Source organism: Streptococcus parasanguinis (assembly GCF_019929185.1).
Taxonomy (GTDB): domain Bacteria; phylum Bacillota; class Bacilli; order Lactobacillales; family Streptococcaceae; genus Streptococcus; species Streptococcus parasanguinis_O.
On sequence record NZ_JAHZPC010000001.1, the window covers coordinates 1 to 25,502 of the forward strand.

25 protein-coding genes are annotated in these 25,502 nt (G+C 43.0%); 24 read left to right on the plus strand and 1 reads right to left on the minus strand.

Features of this window, described 5'->3' with window-relative positions; translation table 11 throughout:
• Positions 1 to 233: 233 nt before the first annotated feature.
• From K1I56_RS00005 to proC, 17 genes are all read left to right on the plus strand, one after another.
• Positions 234 to 710 (plus strand): PTS sugar transporter subunit IIA, encoded by a 477-nt coding sequence (locus K1I56_RS00005; RefSeq protein ID WP_223324591.1) that lies wholly within the window; start codon positions 234 to 236, stop codon positions 708 to 710.
• Between the two features lie 35 nt (positions 711 to 745).
• Positions 746 to 1,051: a PTS sugar transporter subunit IIB gene (locus K1I56_RS00010; RefSeq protein WP_003002828.1), complete on the plus strand. Its 306-nt coding sequence runs from the start codon at positions 746 to 748 to the stop codon at positions 1,049 to 1,051.
• A gap of 98 nt (positions 1,052 to 1,149) precedes the next feature.
• A complete protein-coding gene (locus K1I56_RS00015; RefSeq protein ID WP_049498245.1) occupies positions 1,150 to 2,625 on the plus strand; it encodes a PTS galactitol transporter subunit IIC in 1,476 nt (491 codons plus the stop codon).
• A gap of 202 nt (positions 2,626 to 2,827) precedes the next feature.
• Positions 2,828 to 3,253, plus strand: a complete 426-nt coding sequence (gene lacA / locus K1I56_RS00020) for a galactose-6-phosphate isomerase subunit LacA (RefSeq protein ID WP_003007724.1) — start codon at positions 2,828 to 2,830, stop codon at positions 3,251 to 3,253.
• Positions 3,254 to 3,269: 16 nt separating this feature from the next.
• Complete coding sequence (gene lacB, locus K1I56_RS00025) at positions 3,270 to 3,785, plus strand: galactose-6-phosphate isomerase subunit LacB (RefSeq protein WP_003002763.1); 516 nt, start codon at positions 3,270 to 3,272, stop codon at positions 3,783 to 3,785.
• A 10-nt stretch (positions 3,786 to 3,795) separates the two neighbouring features.
• Entirely contained in the window at positions 3,796 to 4,725 is a 930-nt protein-coding gene (locus K1I56_RS00030; protein WP_021153393.1) for a tagatose-6-phosphate kinase, read from the plus strand.
• 1 nt (position 4,726) lies between these two features.
• Positions 4,727 to 5,707, plus strand: coding sequence for a tagatose-bisphosphate aldolase (gene lacD, locus K1I56_RS00035; protein ID WP_070587281.1), 981 nt, complete (start codon positions 4,727 to 4,729; stop codon positions 5,705 to 5,707).
• Between the two features lie 451 nt (positions 5,708 to 6,158).
• Complete coding sequence (locus K1I56_RS00040; RefSeq protein WP_070506210.1) at positions 6,159 to 6,992, plus strand: PRD domain-containing protein; 834 nt, start codon at positions 6,159 to 6,161, stop codon at positions 6,990 to 6,992.
• Positions 6,993 to 7,026: 34 nt separating this feature from the next.
• Complete coding sequence (locus K1I56_RS00045; RefSeq protein ID WP_003007713.1) at positions 7,027 to 7,344, plus strand: PTS lactose/cellobiose transporter subunit IIA; 318 nt, start codon at positions 7,027 to 7,029, stop codon at positions 7,342 to 7,344.
• Complete coding sequence (locus K1I56_RS00050; RefSeq protein WP_223324593.1) at positions 7,344 to 9,044, plus strand: lactose-specific PTS transporter subunit EIIC; 1,701 nt, start codon at positions 7,344 to 7,346, stop codon at positions 9,042 to 9,044. Before K1I56_RS00045 ends, K1I56_RS00050 begins: the two co-directional genes overlap by 1 nt.
• 102 nt (positions 9,045 to 9,146) lie before the next feature.
• Entirely contained in the window at positions 9,147 to 10,553 is a 1,407-nt protein-coding gene (gene lacG, locus K1I56_RS00055) for a 6-phospho-beta-galactosidase (RefSeq protein ID WP_223324595.1), read from the plus strand.
• A 127-nt stretch (positions 10,554 to 10,680) separates the two neighbouring features.
• Positions 10,681 to 11,583 (plus strand): LysR family transcriptional regulator, encoded by a 903-nt coding sequence (locus K1I56_RS00060; protein WP_003001728.1) that lies wholly within the window; start codon positions 10,681 to 10,683, stop codon positions 11,581 to 11,583.
• A gap of 3 nt (positions 11,584 to 11,586) precedes the next feature.
• Positions 11,587 to 12,048 carry a signal peptidase II gene (gene lspA / locus K1I56_RS00065; RefSeq protein ID WP_223324600.1) on the plus strand — a complete coding sequence of 154 codons (462 nt, stop codon included), beginning with the start codon at positions 11,587 to 11,589 and terminating at the stop codon, positions 12,046 to 12,048.
• Positions 12,038 to 12,928, plus strand: coding sequence for an RluA family pseudouridine synthase (locus K1I56_RS00070; protein ID WP_003001835.1), 891 nt, complete (start codon positions 12,038 to 12,040; stop codon positions 12,926 to 12,928). Before lspA ends, K1I56_RS00070 begins: the two co-directional genes overlap by 11 nt.
• A 74-nt stretch (positions 12,929 to 13,002) precedes the next feature.
• Complete coding sequence (proB, locus tag K1I56_RS00075) at positions 13,003 to 14,112, plus strand: glutamate 5-kinase (protein ID WP_223324605.1); 1,110 nt, start codon at positions 13,003 to 13,005, stop codon at positions 14,110 to 14,112.
• Between the two features lie 10 nt (positions 14,113 to 14,122).
• Positions 14,123 to 15,370, plus strand: coding sequence for a glutamate-5-semialdehyde dehydrogenase (locus tag K1I56_RS00080; RefSeq protein ID WP_223324611.1), 1,248 nt, complete (start codon positions 14,123 to 14,125; stop codon positions 15,368 to 15,370).
• Between the two features lie 3 nt (positions 15,371 to 15,373).
• On the plus strand, positions 15,374 to 16,189 hold the full coding sequence (proC, locus tag K1I56_RS00085; RefSeq protein WP_195529671.1) for a pyrroline-5-carboxylate reductase: 816 nt from the start codon (positions 15,374 to 15,376) through the stop codon (positions 16,187 to 16,189).
• Between the two features lie 449 nt (positions 16,190 to 16,638).
• On the opposite strand, the gene K1I56_RS00090 is transcribed toward proC, so the two are convergent.
• Positions 16,639 to 18,162 carry an ATP-binding cassette domain-containing protein gene (locus K1I56_RS00090; RefSeq protein WP_223324617.1) on the minus strand — a complete coding sequence of 508 codons (1,524 nt, stop codon included), beginning with the start codon at positions 18,160 to 18,162 and terminating at the stop codon, positions 16,639 to 16,641.
• Between the two features lie 318 nt (positions 18,163 to 18,480).
• Here K1I56_RS00090 and hemW point away from each other — a divergent pair, with 318 nt between their 5' ends.
• The 7 genes from hemW (at position 18,481) to uvrC (ending at position 25,441) form a co-directional block, all read left to right on the plus strand.
• The gene (gene hemW, locus K1I56_RS00095) at positions 18,481 to 19,611 is read left to right on the plus strand and encodes a radical SAM family heme chaperone HemW (RefSeq protein WP_223324619.1); all 1,131 of its coding nucleotides are present in this window, start codon (positions 18,481 to 18,483) and stop codon (positions 19,609 to 19,611) included.
• 3 nt (positions 19,612 to 19,614) lie between these two features.
• The gene (locus tag K1I56_RS00100) at positions 19,615 to 20,370 is read left to right on the plus strand and encodes an acyl-ACP thioesterase domain-containing protein (protein ID WP_223324627.1); all 756 of its coding nucleotides are present in this window, start codon (positions 19,615 to 19,617) and stop codon (positions 20,368 to 20,370) included.
• Positions 20,360 to 21,046, plus strand: a complete 687-nt coding sequence (locus tag K1I56_RS00105; protein WP_021153378.1) for a hypothetical protein — start codon at positions 20,360 to 20,362, stop codon at positions 21,044 to 21,046. Before K1I56_RS00100 ends, K1I56_RS00105 begins: the two co-directional genes overlap by 11 nt.
• A complete protein-coding gene (locus K1I56_RS00110; RefSeq protein ID WP_070506200.1) occupies positions 21,047 to 21,817 on the plus strand; it encodes a TIGR01457 family HAD-type hydrolase in 771 nt (256 codons plus the stop codon).
• On the plus strand, positions 21,810 to 22,430 hold the full coding sequence (locus tag K1I56_RS00115; protein ID WP_223324792.1) for a TIGR01906 family membrane protein: 621 nt from the start codon (positions 21,810 to 21,812) through the stop codon (positions 22,428 to 22,430). The genes K1I56_RS00110 and K1I56_RS00115 overlap by 8 nt, the downstream gene beginning before the upstream one ends.
• Positions 22,427 to 23,410 (plus strand): CPBP family intramembrane glutamic endopeptidase, encoded by a 984-nt coding sequence (locus K1I56_RS00120; RefSeq protein ID WP_021153375.1) that lies wholly within the window; start codon positions 22,427 to 22,429, stop codon positions 23,408 to 23,410. Before K1I56_RS00115 ends, K1I56_RS00120 begins: the two co-directional genes overlap by 4 nt.
• 198 nt (positions 23,411 to 23,608) lie before the next feature.
• Entirely contained in the window at positions 23,609 to 25,441 is a 1,833-nt protein-coding gene (gene uvrC / locus K1I56_RS00125) for an excinuclease ABC subunit UvrC (protein WP_223324632.1), read from the plus strand.
• The last annotated feature ends 61 nt before the right edge of the window (positions 25,442 to 25,502 follow it).

The window sequence follows — 25,502 nt, forward strand, 5'->3', positions numbered from 1 at the left end:
CCTACTCAACTGTGCGGAGGTGGGACGACGAAATCGAATTCTAACGAATTACCGATTTCTGTCCCACTCTCTTTTTACTGATTTAATGATGTTGGAAAATGACGGATAGAAAGCGCTTTAGAGCGATATACAAACAAAATTAAACAAATTTAGACAAAAAATGATTGACACTCAATCAATATAGTGATATACTGAAGCTATAAAATAAATAGTTAGATAAGGAGGTGGCAACAATGGGATTAAATCAACTCTTTAACAAAGATCTTGTGTTTTGCCTACATGCCAAGGATCAAACAGATCTCTTTGAGCAGGTAGCAAGCTTATTGGAAGAGCGACAGATTGTGACACCAACCTATCGTTCCGCTTTGATTGAGCGTGAAAAGTCTTTCCCGACTGGATTAGATATGGATTTTCTTGGTAAGGACTTACCAAATGTGGCGATCCCGCACACAGACATTGTCCATAATCTCACTGAGAATGTGGTTGTGGTTCGTTTGGAACAACCCGTAACTTTTCATAATATGATTGCTCCAGATAAGGAAGTTCAAGTTTCACTCTTATTCTTTATTATCAATAATACGAGCTCAAGCCAAACCAATATTTTGGCCCAACTGATGGATTTCTTTACATCCAATGGAAATCTCGAAGCTCTATCAAAATTAGATAGTGAAGATAAGCTTTATCAATACATTACGGAAACTATTTCCTAAAACATTCGTAAATATTTATAATGGAGGACATCCAAATGATTAAAATTTTAGCTGCCTGTGGTGCAGGCGTTAACTCTAGCCACCAAATTAAGAATGCGTTGGAAGAAGAGTTGTCAAACCGTGGTTATGATGTGCGTTGTGACGCTGTCATGGTCAAAGACGTCAATGAAGATTTGATTTCTGGTTATGACATCTTTACTCCAATTGCTGCGACTGATTTGGGATTCGATCCTGGTATTCCTGTGGTAGAAGCAGGACCAATCTTGTTCCGTATTCCAGCGATGAGTGCGCCAGTCTTTGATAACATCGAAGCTGCCATTAAAGAACATGGATTAAGTTAATATTTTTTTAACATGATTGTAAGCGTTATCCAATTATAAAATTGGAAACACTTTCTGCTGTAAATTACAAAAAAATTCATAAATCGGGAGGATTTATTATGAATGGCATTATTGATTTTGCCAATAAGTTTTTCAAACCCATCCTAGACATGGGTGCTCCGATCATCATGTTGATCGTCCTAACTCTATTGGCACTTTTGTTTGGAGTGAAATTCTCCAAAGCGCTTGAAGGTGGTATTAAACTTGCCATCGCCCTTACTGGTATCGGTGCTATCATCGGTATGTTGAATGGAGCTTTCTCAGCATCTCTTGCAAAATTCGTTGAGAATACTGGTATTCAATTGAATATCACAGACGTTGGTTGGGCGCCTCTTGCGACCATTACTTGGGGGTCTGCCTGGACACTTTACTTCTTGTTGATTATGTTGATCGTCAACGTTATCATGCTTGCGATCAAGAAAACGGATACGCTTGACGTCGATATCTTCGATATCTGGCACTTGTCTATCACTGGTCTTTTGATCAAATGGTATGCTGACAATAACGGTGTCAGCCAAGGAGTTTCACTTTTCGTTGCAACTCTTGCCGTTGTCCTTGTAGGGGTTATGAAAATCATCAACTCAGACTTGATGAAACCAACATTTGATGATTTGTTGAATGCACCAAGTTCATCACCTATGACATCTACTCACATGAACTACATGATGAACCCAATCATCATGGTCTTGGATAAAATCTTTGACAAATTCTTCCCAGGTCTTGATAAATACGACTTCGACGCTGCTAAATTGAACAAGAAGATCGGTTTCTGGGGATCTAAATTCTTTATCGGTTTCCTTCTTGGAATCGTCATCGGTATCATGGGTACTCCACATCCAGTTGCTGGTGTACAAGATGCTGACAAATGGGAATTGGTTATTAAAGGTTGGTTGAGCCTTGGTTTGACTGCCGGTGTCTGCTTGGAATTGTTCTCATTGATCGGTTCTTGGTTCATCGCAGCAGTAGAACCATTGTCACAAGGTATTACAAACGTTGCTACTAAACGTCTTCAAGGACGTAAATTCAACATCGGTTTGGACTGGCCATTTATCGCTGGTCGTGCTGAAATCTGGGCTTGTGCTAACGTACTTGCACCAATCATGTTGATCGAAGCAGTGCTTCTTTCTAAAGTCGGAAATGGTATCTTGCCACTTGCAGGGATCATCGCTATGGGTGTAACTCCAGCCTTGTTGGTTGTAACACGCGGTAAATTGATCCGTATGATCATCTTCGGAAGCCTTCTCTTGCCACTCTTCCTTCTTTCAGGTACATTGATTGCACCATTTGCAACTCAATTGGCTAAGAGTGTTGATGCCTTCCCTAAAGGGGTAGCTTCTACTCAATTGATCACTCACTCAACTCTTGAAGGACCAGTTGAAAAATTGCTCGGTTGGACAATCGGTAACGCAACAACAGGTGATATCAAAGCGATCCTTGGTGTAGTTGTCTTCTTGGCATTCTATATCGGAATCTTCGCTTGGTACAGAAAACAAATGATCAAACGTAACGAAGAATATGCTGCAAATGCAAAATAATCGTTGCATGTAGTTTGAAAACTGACACCATATCTTTTCTAGATATGGTGTTTTTATTTTAAAAAAATGTTCGAAAATAAACAATTTAATGTTGACTTTCGTTCGAAATAGGTGTAATATAATATCAAAAGTAAGAAAATGTTTCTTTGTGAAAAATTAACAACAGGAATATTTGCTGAAATAAACAAAAGGAGGACAGGACATGTCTATTGTAATTGGTGCAGATGCTGCAGGATTAAGATTAAAAGATCTCGTGAAAGAGTTTCTTGTAAAAGAAAACTTCGATGTTGTAGATGTAACCGCTGAAGGTCAAGATTTTGTAGATGTGACACTTGCAGTTGCGAGCGAAGTGAACAAAAACGATCAAAATCTTGGAATCGTGATTGATGCTTATGGAGCTGGTCCATTTATGGTTGCGACTAAAATCAAAGGAATGGTGGCAGCAGAAGTTTCAGATGAACGTTCTGCTTATATGACACGTGGACACAACAATTCTCGAATGATTACCATGGGAGCTGAAATTGTTGGGGATGAATTGGCGAAAAACATTGCCAAAGGCTTCGTCAATGGTAAATACGACGGCGGCCGTCACCAAATCCGTGTTGATATGTTGAATAAGATGTGCTAATGAGAGGAGAATTCAAATGAGAATTGCAATTGGTTGTGATCACATTGTGACAAATGAAAAAATGGCTGTTTCTGATTTTTTGAAATCAAAAGGATACGAAGTGCTCGACTTTGGGACTTATGACCATACACGTACCCACTATCCAATCTTTGGTAAGAAAGTCGGTGAAGCCGTAGCAAGTGGCCAAGCAGATCTTGGTGTTTGTATCTGTGGTACTGGTGTTGGGATTAACAATGCTGTTAACAAAGTACCTGGTATCCGTTCTGCCTTGGTACGCGATATGACAACTGCTCTTTATGCAAAAGAAGAATTGAACGCGAATGTCATCGGGTTTGGGGGTAAAATTACGGGTGAATTGCTCATGTGCGATATCATTGAAGCATTCATCCACGCTGAATACAAACCAACTGAAGAAAATAAAAAATTGATCGCTAAGATCCAACATGTGGAAACCCATAATGCTCATCAAGCGGATGCTGATTTCTTTACAGAATTCCTTGAAAAATGGGACCGTGGTGAATACCACGACTAAGAGGTGACGTATGATATTAACGGTCACGATGAACCCTTCGATTGATATTTCTTATCCTTTGGATGTACTCCAGTTGGATACAGTCAATCGTGTAGCTGAGGTGAGTAAGACAGCTGGTGGAAAAGGTCTCAATGTTACCCGTGTACTTTCTGAGATAAAGGATCCAGTGGCAGCGACTGGCCTACTTGGTGGTCGGACGGGGCAATTCATTCTCGATCATTTAGGAGAAGGGATAGAGGAACGTTTCTTTGAAATTGCTGGAGATACACGTAATTGTATCGCCATCCTTCACGAAGGCAAGCAAACAGAAATCTTAGAAAAAGGTCCAACCATTTCTGAGAAAGAAGGGAAAGACTTTCTCGACCATTATCGTCACTTGGTTGACCAAGTAGAGGTTGTTGCCATCTCTGGAAGTCTCCCTGCTGGTTTACCAGTGGACTACTATGCTAGCCTTGTCAAGATTGCAAGGGAAGCTGGGAAACCAGTCGTACTCGATTGCTCGGGAGCTTCTTTAGAAGCTGCCATTCAAGCAACTGTCAAGCCTACGGTCATTAAACCAAACAATGAAGAATTATCTCAGTTGTTAGGAAAAGAAGTGAGTAAGAATGTGGAAGACTTAAAAGAAGTTCTTCAGGATTCTCTCTTTGATGGCATCGAATGGGTGATTGTCTCCCTTGGTGCAAATGGCGCTTTCGCTAAGCATGGGGATGTCTTCTATAAGGTAGATATTCCTATGATCGATGTCGTCAATCCAGTTGGATCGGGTGATTCGACTGTTGCAGGGATTGCATCTGGTCTCTATCATCATGAGAGTGACGCAGACTTGCTCAAGAAAGCAAATGTTCTTGGAATGTTAAATGCGCAAGAAGCACAAACAGGACATGTCAACATGGGGCACTATGATGCCTTGTATCAACAATTAATCGTAAAAGAGGTATAAAATGGTATTAACAGAACAAAAACGCAACTATTTGGAACGTCTTAGTACAAAAGACGGTGTTATTTCAGCTTTGGCATTCGACCAACGTGGGGCTTTGAAACGCTTGATGGCCAAATACCAAGACACTGAACCAACTGTAGCACAAATGGAAGAATTGAAAGTTCTTGTAGCAGATGAATTGACAAAATATGCTTCATCAATGTTGTTGGACCCAGAATATGGTTTGCCTGCTACGAAAGCCTTGGACAAAGATGCTGGTCTCTTGCTTGCATACGAAAAGACAGGCTACGATACATCTAGCACCAAACGCTTGCCTGACTGCTTGAACCTTTGGTCAGCAAAACGCATTAAAGAACAAGGTGCTGATGCTGTGAAATTCTTGCTCTACTACGATGTAGATAGTGCAGAAGAACTTAACCAAGAAAAACAAGCTTACATCGAACGCATTGGTTCAGAATGTGTGGCAGAGGACATTCCATTCTTCCTTGAAATCTTGGCTTATGACGAAGGAATTGCAGATGCAACCTCTGCTGAATATGCAAAAGTGAAACCTCGTAAAGTCATTGAAGCTATGAAAGTCTTCTCAGATCCTCGTTTCAATATCGATGTATTGAAAGTAGAAGTTCCTGTCAATGTCAACTACGTGGAAGGATTTGGAGAAGGTGAAGTTGTCTATAGTCGTGAAGAAGCGGCTGCCTTCTTTAAAGAACAAGAAGAAGCAACTAACCTTCCATACATCTACCTCAGTGCTGGTGTATCAGCAAAACTCTTCCAAGAAACTTTGGAATTTGCTCATGAATCAGGTGCTAACTTCAACGGTGTTCTTTGTGGACGTGCGACATGGGCAGGTTCAGTAGAAGCTTACATCAAAGATGGAGAAGCAGCTGCTCGTGAATGGCTTCGTACAGAAGGTCGTCAAAATATTGAAGAATTGAATGCGGTCTTGGCTAAAGTGGCAACACCTTGGACAGAACGCGTGTAAGAAACAAATCGTTATTGCCTCCTAAAGCAACAGTTAGAGAGTGGGACAGAAATCGGTCATTCGTTAGAATTCGATTTCGTCGTCCCACCTCCGCACAGTTGAGTAGGGCTGTAAAAGCTGATGAAATCAGCGTAATAGAGCCCACTCAACCACTGCGTCTTGCTCGACAATCCAAAGATGATTGAGAGGCTAGGACTTATATCCCAGCCTCTTCATTATTTTAAGGTCTTGTTTATTTTTTATAAAAAAATGTTTAAAAATTTTTGCTGTAAGGGTTTACAAAACAAAAAACTTATGATAGAATAAGTTTATAAGTTGAATAGCAGTGAGCGTTACTAAGTTAGATTAGGCGTGACCACAAGTAGACTGAACAATTAGTGTAGGCTAGTTTTTTCAGTTGCTTCGTGGTCATTTTTATTTGCTTTTAACAAATTTTACAAAGGAGAGCCTCATGTATCGTATTATCCATCCAATGAACAATAATGTTGCTTTGGTTCAAAATGAACTACAACAAGAGTTGATTGTTATTGGGAGTGGGATTGCTTTTGGGAAAAAGAAAAATGATCTAGTAGCTGATGATAAGGTCGAAAAAGTATTTCGTTTAAACACGGATGAGTCAAGAGAAAACTTTATGGCCCTTCTAAAGGATGTTCCTCTTGATTTCATTACAACCACTTATGAAGTGATTGATACCTTGTCTAAGAAATATGCCTATCCTGTTCAAGAATATATCTATGTGACATTAACAGATCACATCTTTTGTTCTTACCAGGCAGTTCAACAGGGAAGATACAAACACAGTGACCTTCCTGATGCGTCTGCTATGCACCCGATTCCCTATAAAATCGCAAAAGAAGCGATTGAGATCTTTCGAAAGCGGCTCTTGGATCAACTTCCTGACGATGAAGTGAATCGTATCGCTTATCATTTCATTAATGCACAAGGGGAAATGATTCATGAGCAAGATCCAGATGTCCAGGACCGACAAGTTATTTTGAAAGCTGTAGAAGAAAAACTAGCTCAAAATGGCTTGAAACGGAAAGAAGAAAACAGTCATTTCTATGATCGCTTTATGATCCATCTCAATTATTTCCTAGATTCGCTAGATAAGGGAAGAGAAGATCCAGAAGGTTTGAGCGAGATGGAACAACTGATTCAGCTAAGTTATCCAAAGGCTTATGAGATTAGTCATCAAATCTACCAAACCATCGCTGAACAGACAGGAGCCAAAATATCTCCTAATGAAAAAGTCTATTTAGCCCTTCATATTCAACGTCTATTATAAAAATTTTCAAAAGGTATCATAAGGAGGAACCAACATGAATAAAGAAGAAGTCCAATTACTTGGCTTTGAAATTGTCGCTTATGCCGGTGACGCTCGATCAAAATTAGTGGAAGCCTTAAAAGCTGCTGAAAATGGTGATTTTGCTAAAGCAGAATCCTTAGTAGAAGAAGCAGGGTCCTGTATCGCTGAGGCTCACAAATCTCAAACGACCATGCTAGCGCATGAAGCAGCAGGAGAAGAAATCCCCTATAGCATTACCATGATGCATGGTCAAGACCATCTCATGACAACGATCCTATTAAAAGACGTGATTCACCATCTGATTGAACTATATAAAAGAGGAGCGAAATAATGAATAAACTGATTGAACTGATTGAAAAAGGGAAACCTTTCTTTGAAAAGATTTCTCGAAACAAATATTTGCGAGCGATTCGTGATGGTTTCATTGCAGGGATGCCTGTAATCTTATTCTCATCTATCTTCATCCTAATTGCGTATGTACCAAACGCATGGGGATTCCATTGGTCTAAAGATATTGAAACTTTCTTGATGACTCCATATAGCTATTCTATGGGCATCTTGGCCTTCTTCGTTGCTGGGACAACGGCTAAGGGTTTGACAGATTCAATGAACCGTGACCTCCCAGCAACCAACCAAATCAACTACATTTCAACAATGTTGGCTTCTATGGTTGGCTTCTTGCTCATGGCTGCTGAACCTGCTAAAGAAGGTGGATTCTTAACAGCCTTCATGGGGACTAAAGGGTTGTTAACAGCCTTTATTGCTGCATTCATTACTGTTAATGTTTACAAAGTCTGTGTGAAAAACAATGTGACCATCCGCATGCCGGACGAGGTTCCACCAAATATTTCACAAGTATTTAAAGACTTGATTCCATTTACATTATCAGTTGTACTCTTGTATGCACTTGAATTAGTTGTTAAAGCAGGCCTTCATGTAACGGTTGCTGAATCAATCGGTACTCTTCTTGCTCCACTCTTCTCAGCTGCAGACGGATACCTTGGTATTACCTTCATCTTTGGTGCTTATGCCTTCTTCTGGTTTATAGGTATCCATGGTCCTTCAATCGTAGAACCAGCTATCGCAGCGATTACTTATGCAAATGCTGAAGTAAACTTGAAGTTGATTCAACAAGGAATGCACGCAGATAAGATCCTTACTTCAGGTACTCAAATGTTTATCGTTACTTTGGGTGGTACTGGTGCGACTCTTGTCGTTCCATTCATGTTCATGTGGTTAACGAAATCAAAACGTAACCGTGCCATTGGACGTGCTTCTGTTGTTCCTACATTCTTTGGTGTTAACGAACCAATCTTGTTCGGTGCTCCAATTGTATTGAACCCTATCTTCTTCATTCCATTTATCTTTGCTCCAATTGCAAACGTATGGATCTTCAAATTCTTTGTTGATACCTTGGGAATGAACTCATTTACTTCTAACCTACCATGGACAACTCCTGGACCTCTGGGTATTGTTCTTGGTACGAACTTCCAAGTACTTTCATTCATCCTTGCTGCATTACTTATCGTAGTGGACGTAGTTATTTACTACCCATTCCTTAAAGTTTACGATGAACAAATTCTTGAAGAAGAACGTTCAGGTAAATCAAACGATAGCTTGAAAGAAAAAGTTGCTGCAAACTTTAACACTGCAAAAGCAGATGCTATTCTTGAAAAAGCTGGTGTTGAAGGTGAACCAGTTCAAAACAATATCACAAAAGAAACAAACGTATTGGTTCTTTGTGCCGGTGGTGGAACTAGTGGACTTCTTGCCAACGCTTTGAATAAAGCTGCTGCAGAATACAATGTTCCTGTGAAGGCTGCTGCTGGTGGTTACGGTGCTCACCGTGAAATGTTGCCAGAATTTGACCTTGTTATTCTTGCTCCTCAAGTAGCTTCAAACTATGAAGATATGAAGGCTGAAACAGATAAACTTGGAATCAAATTGGCTAAGACTGAAGGAGCTCAATACATCAAGTTGACTCGTGATGGTAAAGGCGCTCTTGCATTCGTTCAAGAACAATTTCAATAATAAATACATTTACTGTTGATTAAAGTGAGATGGAGAAGGATTGCTCACTGACTCCTCTCCATCTTGCTTTGTTTTTATTTTATGATTGAGAAGGGGAAACTTATGTCAAAAACATTACCTAAAGATTTTATTTTCGGTGGCGCAACAGCGGCATATCAGGCTGAAGGTGCAACTCATACAGATGGTAAAGGACCAGTTGCATGGGACAAATACTTAGCAGACAACTATTGGTATACTGCTGAACCAGCGAGTGATTTCTACCATAAATATCCAGTAGACTTACAGTTGGCAGAAGAATATGGCGTAAACGGAATTCGTATTTCTATTGCTTGGTCACGTATTTTCCCAACTGGCTATGGTGAAGTCAATCCAAAAGGGGTAGAATTCTATCATAAGTTATTTGCAGAATGTCATAAACGTCATGTAGAACCATTCGTAACTCTTCACCACTTTGATACTCCTGAAGCTCTTCACTCAAATGGAGACTTCTTGAATCGTGAAAATATCGAACACTTTGTAGATTATGCTGCTTTCTGTTTTGAAGAATTCCCAGAAGTAAACTACTGGACAACCTTCAATGAAATTGGCCCAATCGGTGATGGTCAATACTTGGTTGGTAAATTCCCACCAGGTATTCAATATGACCTTGCCAAAGTCTTCCAATCTCACCACAATATGATGGTTTCTCATGCACGTGCTGTGAAATTGTACAAAGACAAAGGCTACAAAGGTGAAATCGGGGTTGTTCACGCCCTTCCAACTAAGTATCCATTGGATCCTAAAAATCCTGCAGACGTTCGGGCTGCTGAGTTGGAAGATATCATACACAACAAATTTATCTTGGATGCGACTTACCTTGGACACTATTCAGATGCAACCATGGAAGGTGTAAACCACATCTTATCCGTCAATGGTGGTAGCTTGGATCTTCGTGACGAAGACTTTGCAGCACTTGAAGCAGCTAAAGATTTGAACGACTTCCTTGGAATTAACTACTACATGAGTGACTGGATGGAAGCCTTTGATGGCGAAACTGAAATCATCCACAATGGTAAAGGGGAAAAAGGAAGCTCTAAATACCAAATCAAAGGTGTTGGACGTCGTGTAGCTCCTGACTATGTTCCTCGGACGGATTGGGACTGGATCATCTACCCTCAAGGTTTGTATGATCAAATCATGCGTGTCAAGAAAGATTATCCAAACTACAAGAAGATCTACATCACTGAAAACGGACTTGGATACAAAGATGAATTTGTGGACAACACGGTTTACGATGATGGCCGGATCGATTATGTGAAACAACACTTGGAAGTCTTGTCGGATGCGATTTCTGATGGTGCAAACGTCAAGGGCTACTTCATTTGGTCCCTGATGGATGTCTTCTCATGGTCAAATGGTTATGAAAAACGCTATGGTCTCTTCTATGTAGACTTTGAAACCCAAGAGCGCTATCCGAAGAAATCGGCTCATTGGTACAAGAAAGTAGCTGAAACTCAAGTGATTGAATAAGTATCAACTGGAACTGTTTTAGTTCCAGTTTTTTTATTTTCACTTGATGAAGGTCTCTTAAACGCATTTCTTCTTTCAGCCCCTAATTTATGGTATAATAGATCGATACTGTAATAAGGAAAATAGAATGAATATACAACAATTACGATATGTAGTGGCGATTGCCAATAGTGGTACTTTTCGTGAGGCTGCTGAAAAAATGTATGTGAGTCAGCCGAGCTTGTCCATATCCGTCAGAGATCTGGAAAAAGAATTGGGCTTTAAGATTTTTCGTCGGACCAGTTCGGGGACTTTTTTGACCCGTCGGGGAATGGAATTTTATGAAAAAGCGCAGGATGTGGTCAAAGGGTTTGATATTTTTCAAAATCAATATGCCAGTCCTGAAGAAGAGAAGAAAGAATTCTCTATTTCTAGTCAACACTATGACTTTTTGCCGCCTTTGATGACGGAATTCTCGATTCGTTATCCGGAAAATAAAAACTTCCGCATCTTTGAGTCAACGACGGTCCAAATTTTGGATGAAGTGGCTCAAGGGCATAGTGAGTTGGGGATTATTTATCTCAACCGTCAAAATACCAAGGGGATTATGCAACGGGTTGATAAATTAGGACTTGAAGTGGTGGATTTGATTCCTTTTCAGACTCATATTTACCTTCGCAAGGGACACCCTCTGGCTAAGAAGAAAAAACTGGTCATGGAAGATCTAGCTCAGTTGCCAACTGTTCGCTTTACCCAAGAAAAAGATGAGTACCTCTATTATTCAGAGAACTTTGTCGATACCAGTTCGAGCTCCCAAATGTTCAATGTAACCGACCGGGCCACTTTGAATGGGATCTTGGAGCGGACAGATGCTTATGCGACGGGATCAGGCTTTTTAGATAGCCAGTCCGTGAATGGGATCACCGTGATTCCTTTGGAAGATAACTTGGACAATAAAATGGTCTATGTCAAACGCGAAGAGATGGATCTTTCTCCTGTAGCAGAGAAGTTTGTCGAGGTCATGGTAGAATATTTTGATCAAAAGAGGTAAGAAATGAAGAGAAAAACAATGGTCCCAGTAGCGATCGTCCTATTGGTCCTACTGGATCAGCTGGTCAAATGGTATGTGGTGAAGAACATTCCAATGGGGGTCGTCAAATCTTTTATTCCCCATGTGGTTAGTCTGACTTATCTTCAAAACACAGGTGCAGCTTTTTCGCTTCTTGAAAATCAGCAATGGTTCTTTACCCTCATCACTCTAGTCGTGATGGTAGGTGCCTTTTACTATCTCTATAAGCATCTCAAGGGGTCGCTTTGGATGGTGACAGGCTTGACCTTGGTTATTGCAGGTGGATTGGGGAATTTTATTGATCGCCTGCGTCAGGGCTTTGTGGTCGATATGTTCCACCTGGATTTTATGAATTTTGCTATTTTTAATGTAGCAGATAGCTATTTGACAGTTGGAGTTTTCTTGCTCCTGATCCTGATGTTGAAAGAGGAAACGCATGGAAATTAAAATCGAAGTAGCCGGTGCGCGACTGGATAAGGCTTTGGCGGATTTGACTCCCTTGTCACGAGCTGTGGCCAATGAGCAGATCAAAGAAGGAAAAGTTCTGGTCAATGGGACTGTGAAAAAAGCCAAGTACACGGTCAAAGAAGGGGACATCATCCAGTATGAAGTTCCAGAAGTAGAAGAGGTCAGCTATGAAGCAGAAGATCTGCCCTTAGACATCGTTTATGAGGACCAAGATGTTGTGGTGGTTAATAAACCTCAAGGCATGGTTGTTCACCCAAGTGCGGGTCATACCAGTGGGACCTTGGTCAATGCGCTCTTATACCATGTCAAGGACCTTTCAGGGATCAATGGAGAATTGCGTCCAGGGATCGTTCATCGGATCGACAAAGACACGTCAGGTCTCTTGATGGTCGCAAAAAATGACCAAGCTCACGTCGCCTTAGCAGAAGAACTAAAAGACAAAAAGTCACTACGGAAGTATTGGGCCATTGTCCATGGCAACCTTCCCAATGATCGGGGCATGATTGAAGCACCCATTGGTCGTAGTGAAAAGGACCGGAAAAAACAAGCGGTGACGGCTAAAGGAAAACCTGCAGTGACCCGTTTTCAAGTTTTGGAACGCTTTGGGAATTACACCTTGGTAGAGTTACAACTAGAGACTGGTCGGACCCACCAAATTCGGGTGCACATGGCCTATATTGGCCATCCTGTGGCTGGAGATCCTGCTTATGGTCCTAAGAAGACCCTTAAAGGACAAGGACAGTTTCTTCATGCGCGAACACTCGGTTTTACCCACCCTCGCACAGGCGAGACCTTGGAATTTACAGCAGAAGTGCCAGCGATCTTTGAAAAAACGCTGGAAGACCTTCGAAAAGGATAATGAAGATGGCTGAATGGAGATTCAGTCACTTTCATTTAGATACGAAATAAATAGTATTAGAAAGAATCATAGCGATGAAAGCAAAACGAATCGTCTTTAAAGTAGGGACCTCGTCGTTGACCAATCCTGATGGAAGTCTCTCCAGACAGAAGGTCAAGGTCATTACGCAGCAGTTGGCTCTCTTACATGAATCAGATCATGAGTTGATCTTGGTCTCATCAGGGGCAGTTGCTGCTGGATTTGGTGCCCTTGGTTTTAAGAAACGGCCGACCAAGGTGGCAGACAAGCAAGCTTCTGCGGCAGTTGGTCAAGGCTTACTGATGGAAGAATACACAGCCAACCTGCTCTTGCGCAACATTGTTTCTGCGCAGATTTTGTTGACCCAGGATGATTTTGCGGACCAGCGTCGCTATAAGAATGCCCACCAGGCTCTTTCTGTCCTACTCAATCGTGGGGCCATCCCGATTATCAATGAAAACGATACGGTCTCGATTGCCGAGTTAAAAGTAGGAGACAATGATATCTTGAGTGCGCAGGTTGCAGCCATGGTTCAAGCGGATCTTTTGGTCCTTTTAACAGATGTAGATGGCCTCTATACAGCCAATCCTTCTCAGGATCCAAGTGCTAAGCGCTTGGATCGAATCGAACACATTTCTCGTGAGATGATCGAGATGGCTGGTGGTGCTGGCAGTAGCAACGGAACTGGTGGAATGCTGACTAAACTCAAGGCAGCGACCCTTGCGACCGAGTCAGGGGTTCCCGTCTATATTTGCTCGTCTCTCAAGCCGGATGCCTTGATCGAAGCAGCAGAAGAGCAAGCAAATGGCAGTTACTTCCTTGCAGAGGATAAGGGTTTAAAAACCCAGAAGCAATGGCTAGCCTTTTATGCAGAAAGCAAAGGTGCCGTTTGGGTGGATGCTGGAGCAGCGCAAGCTCTGTTGGATCATGGAAAGAGTCTATTGATTTCTGGTGTGACCAAGGCAGAAGGGGATTTCTCTTATCACGACATCGTCAGCGTCTATCATCAAGAGACTGGTCAATTACTAGGAAAAGGCAAGGTCCGTCTCGGCCAATCAGCTGTGCGCGATCTACTCCAATCTAAAAAAGCTAAGGGAATCCTTATCCACCGGGATGATTGGATCTCGGTAACTCCTGAGATTGACCTACTCTTTACAGAATTCTAGAGGAAAACGTATGGGAACAACACAAGAACAATTAGCCATAGCGAGATCAGCTAAGAAAAGCATCAATACAGCCAGTACAGCTCTTAAAAATCAGGCTTTGGAGGCCATGGCTAGCCAGCTTTTGAAAGCGACTGAAGCCATTTTAGTAGCCAATCAAATCGATATGGAAGCAGCACGCGGCAAGATTTCTGAAGTCATGCTGGATCGCCTCTTTCTTGATCAAGAGCGGATTGCCGGTATGGCACAAGGAATTCGTGCTTTAATAGACTTGTCAGATCCAATTGGGGAAGTGCTGGATACGGAATTCTTGGAAAATGGTCTTGAAATCCAGAAAGTTCGCGTTGCCATGGGTGTTATTGGCATCATTTATGAAAGCCGGCCAAATGTGACATCGGATGCTGCAGCGCTTGCCATCAAGAGTGGAAATGCAGTGGTTCTTCGTACTGGAAAGGATGCCTTTCATTCTGCCCAAGCGATCGTGACAGCCCTCAAGGCTGGATTGGAAGAAGCCGGACTGAATCCAGATCTTCTTCAACTGATCCAAGATACGAGTCGAGCTTCTAGCCTTGCTATGATGAAGGCTAAGGGCTATCTGGACTTGCTCATTCCACGTGGTGGTGCTGGATTGATCCAAGCGGTGGTTGAAAATGCCATTGTCCCCGTTATCGAGACAGGAACTGGGATCGTCCATGTCTATGTGGATAAGGAGGCTGACTTCCAGAAAGCCCTCGCCATTATTGAAAATGCCAAGACAAGCCGCCCATCCGTCTGCAATGCCCTGGAGGTCTTGTTGGTGGATCGAGCGATCGCGTCTGACTTCTTGCCTTTGGTCAAATCGCGTTTAGTGGATGAGCGGGAAAGATCGGTTGAGTTGCGTCTAGATGAGGACGCACAGGCTATTATTTCGGGAACAGCAGCACAGGAGCAGGATTTTGATACCGAATTTTTAGATTATATATTAGCAGTCAAGGTCGTTGATGGAGTTGAGGAAGCGGTGGACCACATAGAAGCCCACAGCACCCATCATTCGGATGCCATTGTGACTGAAAATCCTGAGACAGCCGCTTATTTTACAAAGCAAGTAGATTCAGCAGCCGTTTATGTCAATGCGTCTACACGCTTTACAGATGGGGGTCAATTTGGCCTAGGTTGTGAAATGGGGATCTCGACGCAGAAACTCCATGCGCGTGGACCAATGGGACTGCGGGAGATGACTAGTTACAAGTATATCGTCAGTGGAAATGGTCAAGTGAGGTAAGTCATGAAAGTAGCATTTATCGGTCTTGGAAATATGGGAGCTAGTCTGGCCAAAGCGGTCGCAAAAGAAGTGGCTAGCACAGACCTGCTCTTGGTCAATCGTTCCCCACAAAAGGTGGAAGAGTTTATCAGCCAGTATGGGGGAACGGCGTCTGATCTTGAACAAGTCTTTCAAGAGGCGGAGGTCATCTTTTTAGGTGTCAAACCCTACCAAATCTGCCCTTTACTTGAAGAGTACCAGGATATTTTGGGCCAACGTTCCAATCTCCTGTTGGTTTCTATGGCAGCAGGTCTGGAACTGGAGCAAATGGCAAGTGTAGTTAAAAATGAGCGGGTGGGTCTCATCCGCATCATGCCTAATACGCCCGTAGCTATTGGTCAGGGTGTCATCAGTTTAGCCCGCTCCCAAGTAGTGACAGACCAACAGCTAGCCCAAGTCAACCGGCTTCTAGCAGGAGCAGGAGTTCTCTATGAAATCGAAGAAAAATTGATGGATCCTGCAACGGCTGTTGCAGGCTGTGGTCCAGCCTTTGTCTATCAGATGATCGAGGCCATGGCGGATGCAGGAGTAGCCTTGGGATTACCACGTAGTCAGTCTCTTCAGATGGCGGCTCAGACCTTCAAAGGGGCTGCCAGTATGGTCTTAGAGACGGGGCAACATCCTGGAAGCTTGAAGGATGCAGTTTGTAGCCCAGGTGGCTCAACCATAGCAGGAGTCAATCGCTTAGAACAAGTCGGCCTTCGGGGCGATATTATTGCAGGTGTGGAAGCAGCCTACAAACGCACCCAAGAAATGGGACAAGAGGCAGGACAAAATTAGATAAAATAATTGGTCAAAACCAAGTTTGGAGAACGTTGACGAACTGTTCTTTTATACAAATCTAACAAATTCAGAGTTATCCAATCCTCTATTGAAACTTTTCGCCGTGAGAAAAGTGCCTGAAACTTAATGGTTTCAAGCACTCGGGAGTTTTGAGAGTAAAACAGTTCGGGGAACTGTTTTAGCCTGAGCCTAAAAATTGAAAAGCGAAGGGGTTCAAAACGAATTGAACACGGGCTGCGGATTGTGTCAAAAAGATAAGTTCTCCTAGAATCTAAAGATTCTGCGTCAAACTTCCTATTTTGACTTTATCCGCAGACGCCCTCTGTATCTTGATTTAGTCATGGAACTTCTATGAAGTTCGCTGACGTCCGTTCTCACCTAAGGAAAGTTTCTAAGAGGACTTTATTTTCAATGTAAAAGATTGGTTTTGGCCAATCTTTTTTACGTTAGAGCGACTCTATTTCTACCAAACCATTTTCAGTCAGACGATAGATTTTTTGGCAGACTTCCTTGAGGAAGGTCCGATCGTGGGATACTGTAACCAGTCCGCCTGGGTAGTCTGCGAATAGGCGACGAATTTCTGGTTGGGAAGTGGGGGAAAAATTGCGAGTAGGCTCGTCCAAGAGCAGAAACTGGGGACTTGTGAGTACTAATTGAAGGAGAAAGAGTTTGCCTTGCTGGCCACCAGAAAGTTCAGAGATAGGATGGTGCATTTCAGAATAAGTAAAGTTGAGGGAGGCTAAATGCAATTGAATGGTGTTGATTTCTTCGCGATCGCCTGAATGCTGTAGAAATTGAACCGGTGTCTGAGTCAAAGGAAGGCGTTCAGTGTAATCTTGAGGCATATAGGCAGTGCGAATACTTTCATTCTTCTGTAGACTTTTCCATATCATTTTTAGGAAAGTGGATTTCCCCACACCGTTGGAACCGATAATCCCTATTTTATCCTGTCCTAGAAGAGTAAGGGAGAGGTTCTTGACCAGGACCCGGTCACCAATGGCGAGTTCTTCCTGATCTAATAGAAGGAATCGTTTTTGAGGAGACAAGGGAGTGAGGGAAGGGAAATGCAGATTGATGATTTCCTCATCATAGGGTTGGGAAGTCATGGATTGGAATTCTCGCTCGTAGCGCTTTTCTTGTGAGAGGAGGGACTTCATTTTCTTTGCCAGGAGACGTCCAGCAGTGCTATCTTTGGTATTTCGTAAGGAAGTTTGGACTTGCTGACGGATACGACGGTGCTTCTCCATTGTTTTTCGGTAGGTTCGTTGATCGTTGGCCGCTTGCTGAGTCTGTTGCTTGAATTGTTGCTCCCTCTGGCTACTGTAGTCTTGATAGCCTAGGTGCTCTACGATGGTTTCAGCTTCCTTGCGGTGTTTGATCTGTCTGAGGTGTATGATGGTATCCGCCGTCTGAGTCAAAAAATCCTCATGATGGGAAATAAATATTATGGTTTGGGGACTCGTTTGGATCATCTGCTGGAGCCAATCCAAGGTCTCCAAATCCAGATCGTTTGAAGGTTCATCTAAAAATAGCAATTCATGAGGACAACAAAGTTCGTGAAGCAGTTGAACTTTGAGGGCTTCTCCTCCAGATAGACTTCCGATAGCTTGATCGCTTGCAAATCGGTCGCTATTAAAATGCAATTGATCAGCCAGTCTGTAGAGGCTGGCATAGTCTAGCTCGTCCTTTCCAAAAAAATATTCTTCCAAGGTTTTCCTCTTCAATGTTTCCGGCAACGCCTGGGGAATATAGGCATAGGAGTGAAAGGAAGTGGTGATTTCTCCTTCCGTTATCAGATAATCTGGTAGGGATTTTGGGGACATAAGGACCTGAAGCAAGGAAGATTTTCCATTCCCTTCTTCGCCAATAATAGCAACTTTTTCTCCTTCATGAATGGTTAAGGACAGATCACGAACCAGATCGCGTAAATCTTTTGTATGGCGGATGGTAAGGTGGGATAGTTTTAGCATAAGATTCCTTTCTACTGGGGCAAAAAAACAGCTCTACCTATTTAGTAGAGCTGTATTCAAGTGGAACCCAGGCAGAAAAAGACCTTATTTAGCCAAAAAAAGTTGGAAAATAGGCAAGAGGGTACACAAAAAGAGATAGAACAAGCAGTCCACTAAATAAAGTATTTTATTTAACGAAACTTAGTTGTTCATATCTCCTTACCTCCGAATATGATTAGGTTTATTCTATTCCTTTTATTCGTTATTGTCAAGGAATTCCTTGCTTCTTATTCCCTTTTCTTTTCGGACTCGGGGGGATTTTATGGTATAATTAAAGGTATGCATACAAAACCAACGTCCGCTTATGTCCACATCCCATTTTGTACCCAGATTTGTTTTTATTGTGATTTTTCGAAAGTCTTTATTAAGAACCAACCAGTCGATGCCTATTTGGATCATTTGATCCAAGAATTTCGTCGGGAAGAAATCTCACACTTACGGACTCTCTATATTGGGGGTGGGACACCGACAGCCTTATCTGCAGATCAGCTAGCCTATCTGCTCAAGGAGCTGACCAAGTTGCTTGATCTGTCTCAGATGGAAGAGCTGACGATCGAGGCCAATCCTGGTGATTTGGATCCGGATAAGATTGCGGTCTTAAAGGATTCGCCGGTTAATCGGGTTTCATTGGGAGTGCAGACCTTTGATAATCGTTTGCTCAAGAAGATTGGTCGAAGCCACCAAGAGCAGGACATTTATGACAATATCGACCGTCTGAAACTGGCTGGTTTTGACAATATTTCGATTGACCTCATCTATGCGCTTCCGACGCAAACCATGGAGCAGGTCAAGGAAAATGTCGCTAAGGCTCTTGCCCTTGACATTCCCCACATGAGTCTTTATAGCTTGATTCTGGAGAATCACACAGTCTTTATGAACCGCATGAGACGGGGCAAGCTTCCACTACCTAAAGAGGAGCTGGAAGCGGAGATGTTTGAATACATCATTCAGGAGTTGGAGCGTGCAGGCTTTGAGCATTACGAAATTTCTAATTTCTCCAAGCCTGGTTTTGAAAGTCGCCACAACCTCATGTATTGGGATAATGCCGAGTATTATGGCTTAGGAGCTGGTGCATCCGGCTATGTCAACGGTGTTCGCTACAAGAATCATGGGCCTATCCGTCACTATATGCAGGCTGTTGACGAGGGAAATGCGCGTGTCCAAGAAGAGCACTTGACTCAGACAGAAATGATGGAAGAAGAGATGTTTCTAGGACTACGTAAGAAAACAGGCGTTTCCAAGAAGCGTTTTGAAGAAAAGTTTGGTGTGAATTTTGACCAACAATATGGACTAGTGGTTGAGGAATTGACCCAGCAGGGACTTTTGGTACCTGACAAGGACATTGTTCGAATGACCAAGAAAGGTCTCTTTTTAGGAGACACTGTAGCAGAGAAGTTTATTTTGGAGTAGAAGATGGCAAAAACATTTGAATACAGCATGAAAATTCCGTTTGATATGAGTGATGTCAATGGTTATATTAAGATTCCCCAATTGATCTTGCTGTCTTTACAGGTATCGGGCATGCAATCGATTGAGCTGGGTATGAGTGATATGTACATTTTAGAGAACTACAACCTGGTCTGGATTATCACGGATTACAATATGAAGATCGAGCGTCTCCCTGTTTTTGATGAGAAAATCACTATCGAAACCTATGCCAAGAGTCACAATCGCCTTTTCTGCTACCGGGCTTTTAATATCAAGGACGGAGCAGGAAATACCATCATTGAGATGGTCGCGACCTTTGTCTTGATGGATCGGGATACGCGCAAGGTTCATCCTGTTATGAGTGAAATCACGGATCCCTTTGACTCTGAATTTTCAAAAACCATGCTCCGCGGTCCCCGTTTCAAAGAATTAGAAGGCGGCGTCGAACAAGAATACCGGGTTCGGTTTTACGACTTGGATATGAACGGACATGTCAACAATAGCAAGTACTTGGACTGGGTTTTTGAGGTGATGGGAGCAGACTTCTTGACCCATCATATCCCTAAAAAAGTTCATCTAAAATATGTCAAAGAAGTGCTAGCAGGAGGTCTCATCACCTCTCAATATGAACAAGAGGGCTTGAAAACTCAGCACCAAATTACTTCAGATAGTCAGATCAATGCCCAAGCTGAAATTGAGTGGGAAGAAGTAGAAGAAAAGGGTTGGAATTATGGAAAGTAGAAGATTAAAAAATAAAAAACAGGAACTTGAAAGCTATCAAAAACGGGTTGTGGCCTATGCCAAGCGTCAAAAGAACCCTTTGTACATGTTGGGAGATTGGCTCTTGACTCTTTGTGCTTTGGGCATCATCCTGGTAGAGGAAATTTATAAATTTTTCCGCTATCGCTTGAATTTAGAGAGTTTTAATCGCTTTTTAAGAGAAGATATACGCTGGTATCGGGTCTGGATCCATTTCACCTTGGCCTTTCTTTTACCGGTCATGATCTTCTCGATTGGGATTACTAGCCAATCAGGATCCTTCTGGTCCAATTTCTATCACCGCTTGTCTCAAGGCGTGCTCTTTAGCACGACAGTCAGCCTCGCTGCGACCTTGGTGACGGATTTTGTGGAGAATTTGCAACCAGAAACTAAGTCTGACGGGAAAAATCGGAGCACTAAACGCACGGTTTATCAAATCAGTGTGGATCAGGCAACCGTGATAGGCTTGTTATTGACCATTGTGATCCTCATGGTAGCATCCTTCTTGTTCACCCAATCGGGAAGTCAAGGGATTAATTTTACAGGTTTGGTGTTACAATTTGTCCTCTATGCTGGAGCATTGCTCTTATATGGTTCTGGTGGACGAGTCGATGCAGAGAAGTTTCATGAAGAAGCTGACACAGAAAGGGAAGAATAAATGCACTATAAGGGCTATTTGATTGATTTGGATGGCACTATTTACAAAGGAAAATCACGAATTCCTGCAGGAGAAGCTTTTGTTCATGAACTGCAGGCGCGTGAGATTCCCTATCTCTTTGTGACCAACAATACAACCCGCACACCAGAGACTGTTCGGGATATGCTGGCCACTCATTTCAATATTGAAACCCCAGTTTCGACTATCTATACAGCTACCCTTGCGACCATTGACTACATGAATGACCAAAATTTGGGCAAAAAGGTCTATGTGATCGGAGAAGCGGGGCTCAAAGATGCTATTGAAGAAGCTGGCTATATCATGGATGAAGAAGCACCTGATTATGTGGTGATTGGACTGGATTGGCAAGTGGATTATGAGAAGTTTGCTCTTGCGACCTTGGCGATTCAAAAAGGAGCGCACTTTATTGGGACCAATCCGGACCTGAACATTCCAACAGAGCGTGGCTTGATGCCAGGAGCAGGATCCCTGATTGCCCTTGTCGAAGCAGCGACACGGGTCGAGCCAGTGATCATTGGGAAACCAAAGGCCATCATCATGGATAAGGCTATTGAACATCTGGGGTTTGAAAGAGAAGAAGTCGTTATGGTAGGGGATAATTATCTAACAGATATTCGTGCTGGTATTGACAATGGGATTCCAACCCTTTTGGTGACGACAGGTTTTACCAAACCAGAAGAAGTGCCGACCTTACCAATTGCACCGACACATGTTGTTTCCAGTTTAGCGGAGTGGGATTTTGATGCTTAGAAGTTTGAAATCAATCAACCAATTTTTCTTTATCTTGTCAGCTACGATTCTTCTCACCATTGCTCTCGCTTGGGCCCTCTATCCCGTGGAGATTCATTGGTTGGGGATTCAAAGTCGAACTGGTTTTTCGGCTTCAGTCATCATGAAGAATTTTAATGTCTTGATGAACTATTTGACCAATCCTTTTCAATGGGTGTTGAAGATGCCTCAATTCCCCTCTTCAAAAAATGGTTTGCACCATTTTGAGGCTGTCAAGTACCTGTTTCATTTGCTGACGGTCGTTTTCTTGGTCACTCTACCTGGTTTTATCCATTTTATGCGGACAGTCGTCAAAAAAGGCTACCTGGCCTTGTACCGAAGTCTCTTCTTTTGGATGATGGTTTTACCAGTAGTGCTTGCAGTGATGACTGTTATAATTGGTTTTGATCAATTCTTTACGCTTTTTCATCAGGTCTTATTTGCTGGGGACAATACTTGGCTCTTTGATCCGCGCGTGGATTCGATTATTCTTGCATTACCAGAAGACTACTTTATGCATGCCTTTTTGATTTTCTTTGTCTTATACGAAGGAATGTGTGCGAGTTTTTATCTATTTTCTAGGAGGAAGAAATGAACCAATACAACCGATTATTAGACCCTAAAAAAGATATAGGAAGGTATTCCGGGACCCTTGCCATTTATCTCTTGGTAATGACCTTGGTAACCGTCCTGTGGGAAGTCCTCCTTGGATTGACCATAGCAGGCTCTCTCAGAAAAGATCCAAGTCAAGTAACGGAAAAACTCAATGCCCTGAATGTTTGGGCTGGTATTCCCTACCTTATCTCTATTTCCATTGGACTCTTTCTCTTTAATGCCTATCGCAAGAAGGCCCTTTATAAATATGATCTTAAGCACAAGGGACGTAAGATGACTCTTTCAGTCTTCTTTATTCTTCTCGCCTTTCTTGGCTTTTCTCAAGTCTTTTCATCTGTGATGACACAAGTGATTGAGCGCATGTTTGAGACCATTGGCCTTCATTCTCCAACACCCGATCTAGGTGATACGATTGAGCGATCATGGACCATGCTCTTGTATGCTGGATTTTTTGGTCCTATCACAGAGGAATTCTTCTTCCGTGGGGCCGGCTTGCGAGGCTTGGAACGGTATGGCAAAATCTTTGCCATTGTCATGACGGCTATTTTATTCGGCCTCTTCCATGCTAATTTTGACCAGCTCTTTTTCGCAGGTATCATTGGTCTAGGATTCGGCTACATTGCCTTTGAATACAATATCTGGTGGGCAATTTTCTATCACATTTTCAATAACTTTGTCATTTCCCAAGGCTTGCATTATGTAGCTTATCATGTGGACGAGGGACTAGCGAATTGGCTCCAAATTGGTGTTTTAGCCATTGGTTCCATTGTCATGATAGTGGTTCTTGCGACCAAATGGCCAGCTATCAAGGCTTATATTCAGGCCAATAAACCACAGCCAGGAGTTTTCCAGCGTGCCCTCGCTTCCTTCTGGTTCTGGTTCTTCGTGCTATTCACTATCCTGATGTCTATTGTTCCTTATGTGATTCCGCTCTTCCAGATGGCTAATCTCAAAGGATAAAGATTATCGATTGCTAGTAAAGGGGGATCCTTTTAGATCTCTCTTTTTTGCTATGAAAAAGGGCAAGTGAAGATAAAGGATTGAGGATGAGGGTCTGATATATAATTTAAAAATTATTTTTAACTTGGTGAAGGTGGATAATAATACAAACATATTAGAGAGAGGCCAAGACCTCTCTTTTTTGCTATAATAGAGAGTATGAATAACTTGATTAAATCCAAGCTCGAGCTCTTGCCGACGAGTCCGGGCTGTTACATTCACAAAGATAAGAACGGTACCATCATCTATGTGGGGAAGGCCAAGAATCTTCGCAATCGGGTGCGGTCCTATTTCAGAGGGAGCCACGATACCAAGACGGAAGCGCTGGTATCTGAGATTGTGGATTTTGAGTTTATCGTCACCGAGTCCAATATTGAGGCCTTGCTTCTTGAGATCAACCTCATCAAGGAGAATAAGCCCAAGTACAATATCATGCTCAAGGACGACAAGTCCTATCCCTTCATCAAGATTACCAATGAGCGCTATCCGCGTCTGATTATCACGCGCCAGGTCAAAAAGGATGGCGGGCTCTATTTCGGTCCCTATCCGGATGTAGGGGCGGCCAATGAGATCAAGCGACTTTTAGACCGAATTTTCCCATTCCGCAAGTGTACCAATCCGCCTTCCAAGGTCTGCTTTTACTACCATCTAGGGCAGTGTATGGCCCACACGGTCTGCCATAAGGATGAGGCCTATTTCAAGGGCATGGCTCAGGAGGTTTCTGATTTCCTCAAGGGGCAGGATGACAAGATTATCGATGAGCTCAAGCTCAAGATGACTACGGCTGCGCAAAACATGGAATTCGAGCGGGCAGCCGAGTATAGGGATCTGATCCAGGCCATCGGGACCCTGCGGACCAAACAGCGGGTCATGGCCAAGGATTTGCAGAACCGGGATGTCTTTGGCTATTACGTAGACAAGGGCTGGATGTGTGTGCAGGTCTTCTTTGTCCGTCAGGGCAAGCTGATCGAGCGGGATGTCAACCTCTTCCCTTACTACAATGATCCGGACGAGGATTTCTTGACCTATGTAGGGCAGTTTTACCAGGAGAAATCTCACCTGATCCCCAATGAAATCCTGATCCCTCAAGATATCGATGAGGAAGCGGTCAAGGCCCTAGTGAATACCAAGGTCCTCAAGCCCCAACGTGGGGAGAAGAAGCAGTTGGTCAATCTAGCCATCAAGAATGCGCGTGTCAGTCTGGAGCAGAAGTTCAATCTCCTTGAAAAATCCATGGAAAAGACCCAATGTGCCATTGAAAATCTTGGAAAACTCCTGCAAATTCCAACTCCTGTGCGCATTGAATCCTTTGACAACTCCAACATCATGGGGACCAGTCCGGTTTCAGCCATGGTGGTCTTTGTCAATGGGAAGCCAAGTAAAAAGGACTACCGCAAGTACAAGATCAAGACCGTTGTCGGACCAGATGACTATGCCAGCATGCGGGAGGTCATTCGCAGACGCTACAGTCGGGTCATGCGGGATGGCTTGACGCCACCAGATCTAATCGTCATCGATGGGGGTCAGGGCCAGGTTAATGTCGCTAAGCAAGTCATCCAAGAAGAGTTTGGGCTGGACATTCCCATCGCAGGCCTGCAAAAGAATGACAAGCACCAAACCCATGAATTGCTCTTCGGTGATCCTCTCCAAGTCATCGAACTTTCTCGAACCTCGCAGGAATTTTTCCTCCTGCAACGGATCCAGGATGAGGTCCACCGTTTCGCCATCACCTTCCACCGCCAGCTTCGGTCTAAGAATTCCTTCTCCTCCCAGCTGGATGGGATCGAAGGCTTGGGACCAAAACGCAAGCAGTTGCTGATGAAACACTTCAAGTCACTGACCAAGATCAAAGAGGCCACTGTAGATGAAATTGTCACAGTCGGTGTTCCGCGAGCAGTCGCGGAGGCAGTGCAAGCCAAGCTCCATCAAGGAAAACAAGAAGAAGAAAGTCCATTGATGGAAGTGGCGGAGCCCTCCCAAGGATTTAAGTAATTTCACCATCCATTTTCATGGATGGTTTTTACGTTTTACTCTTAATTTTGTTATACTAGAT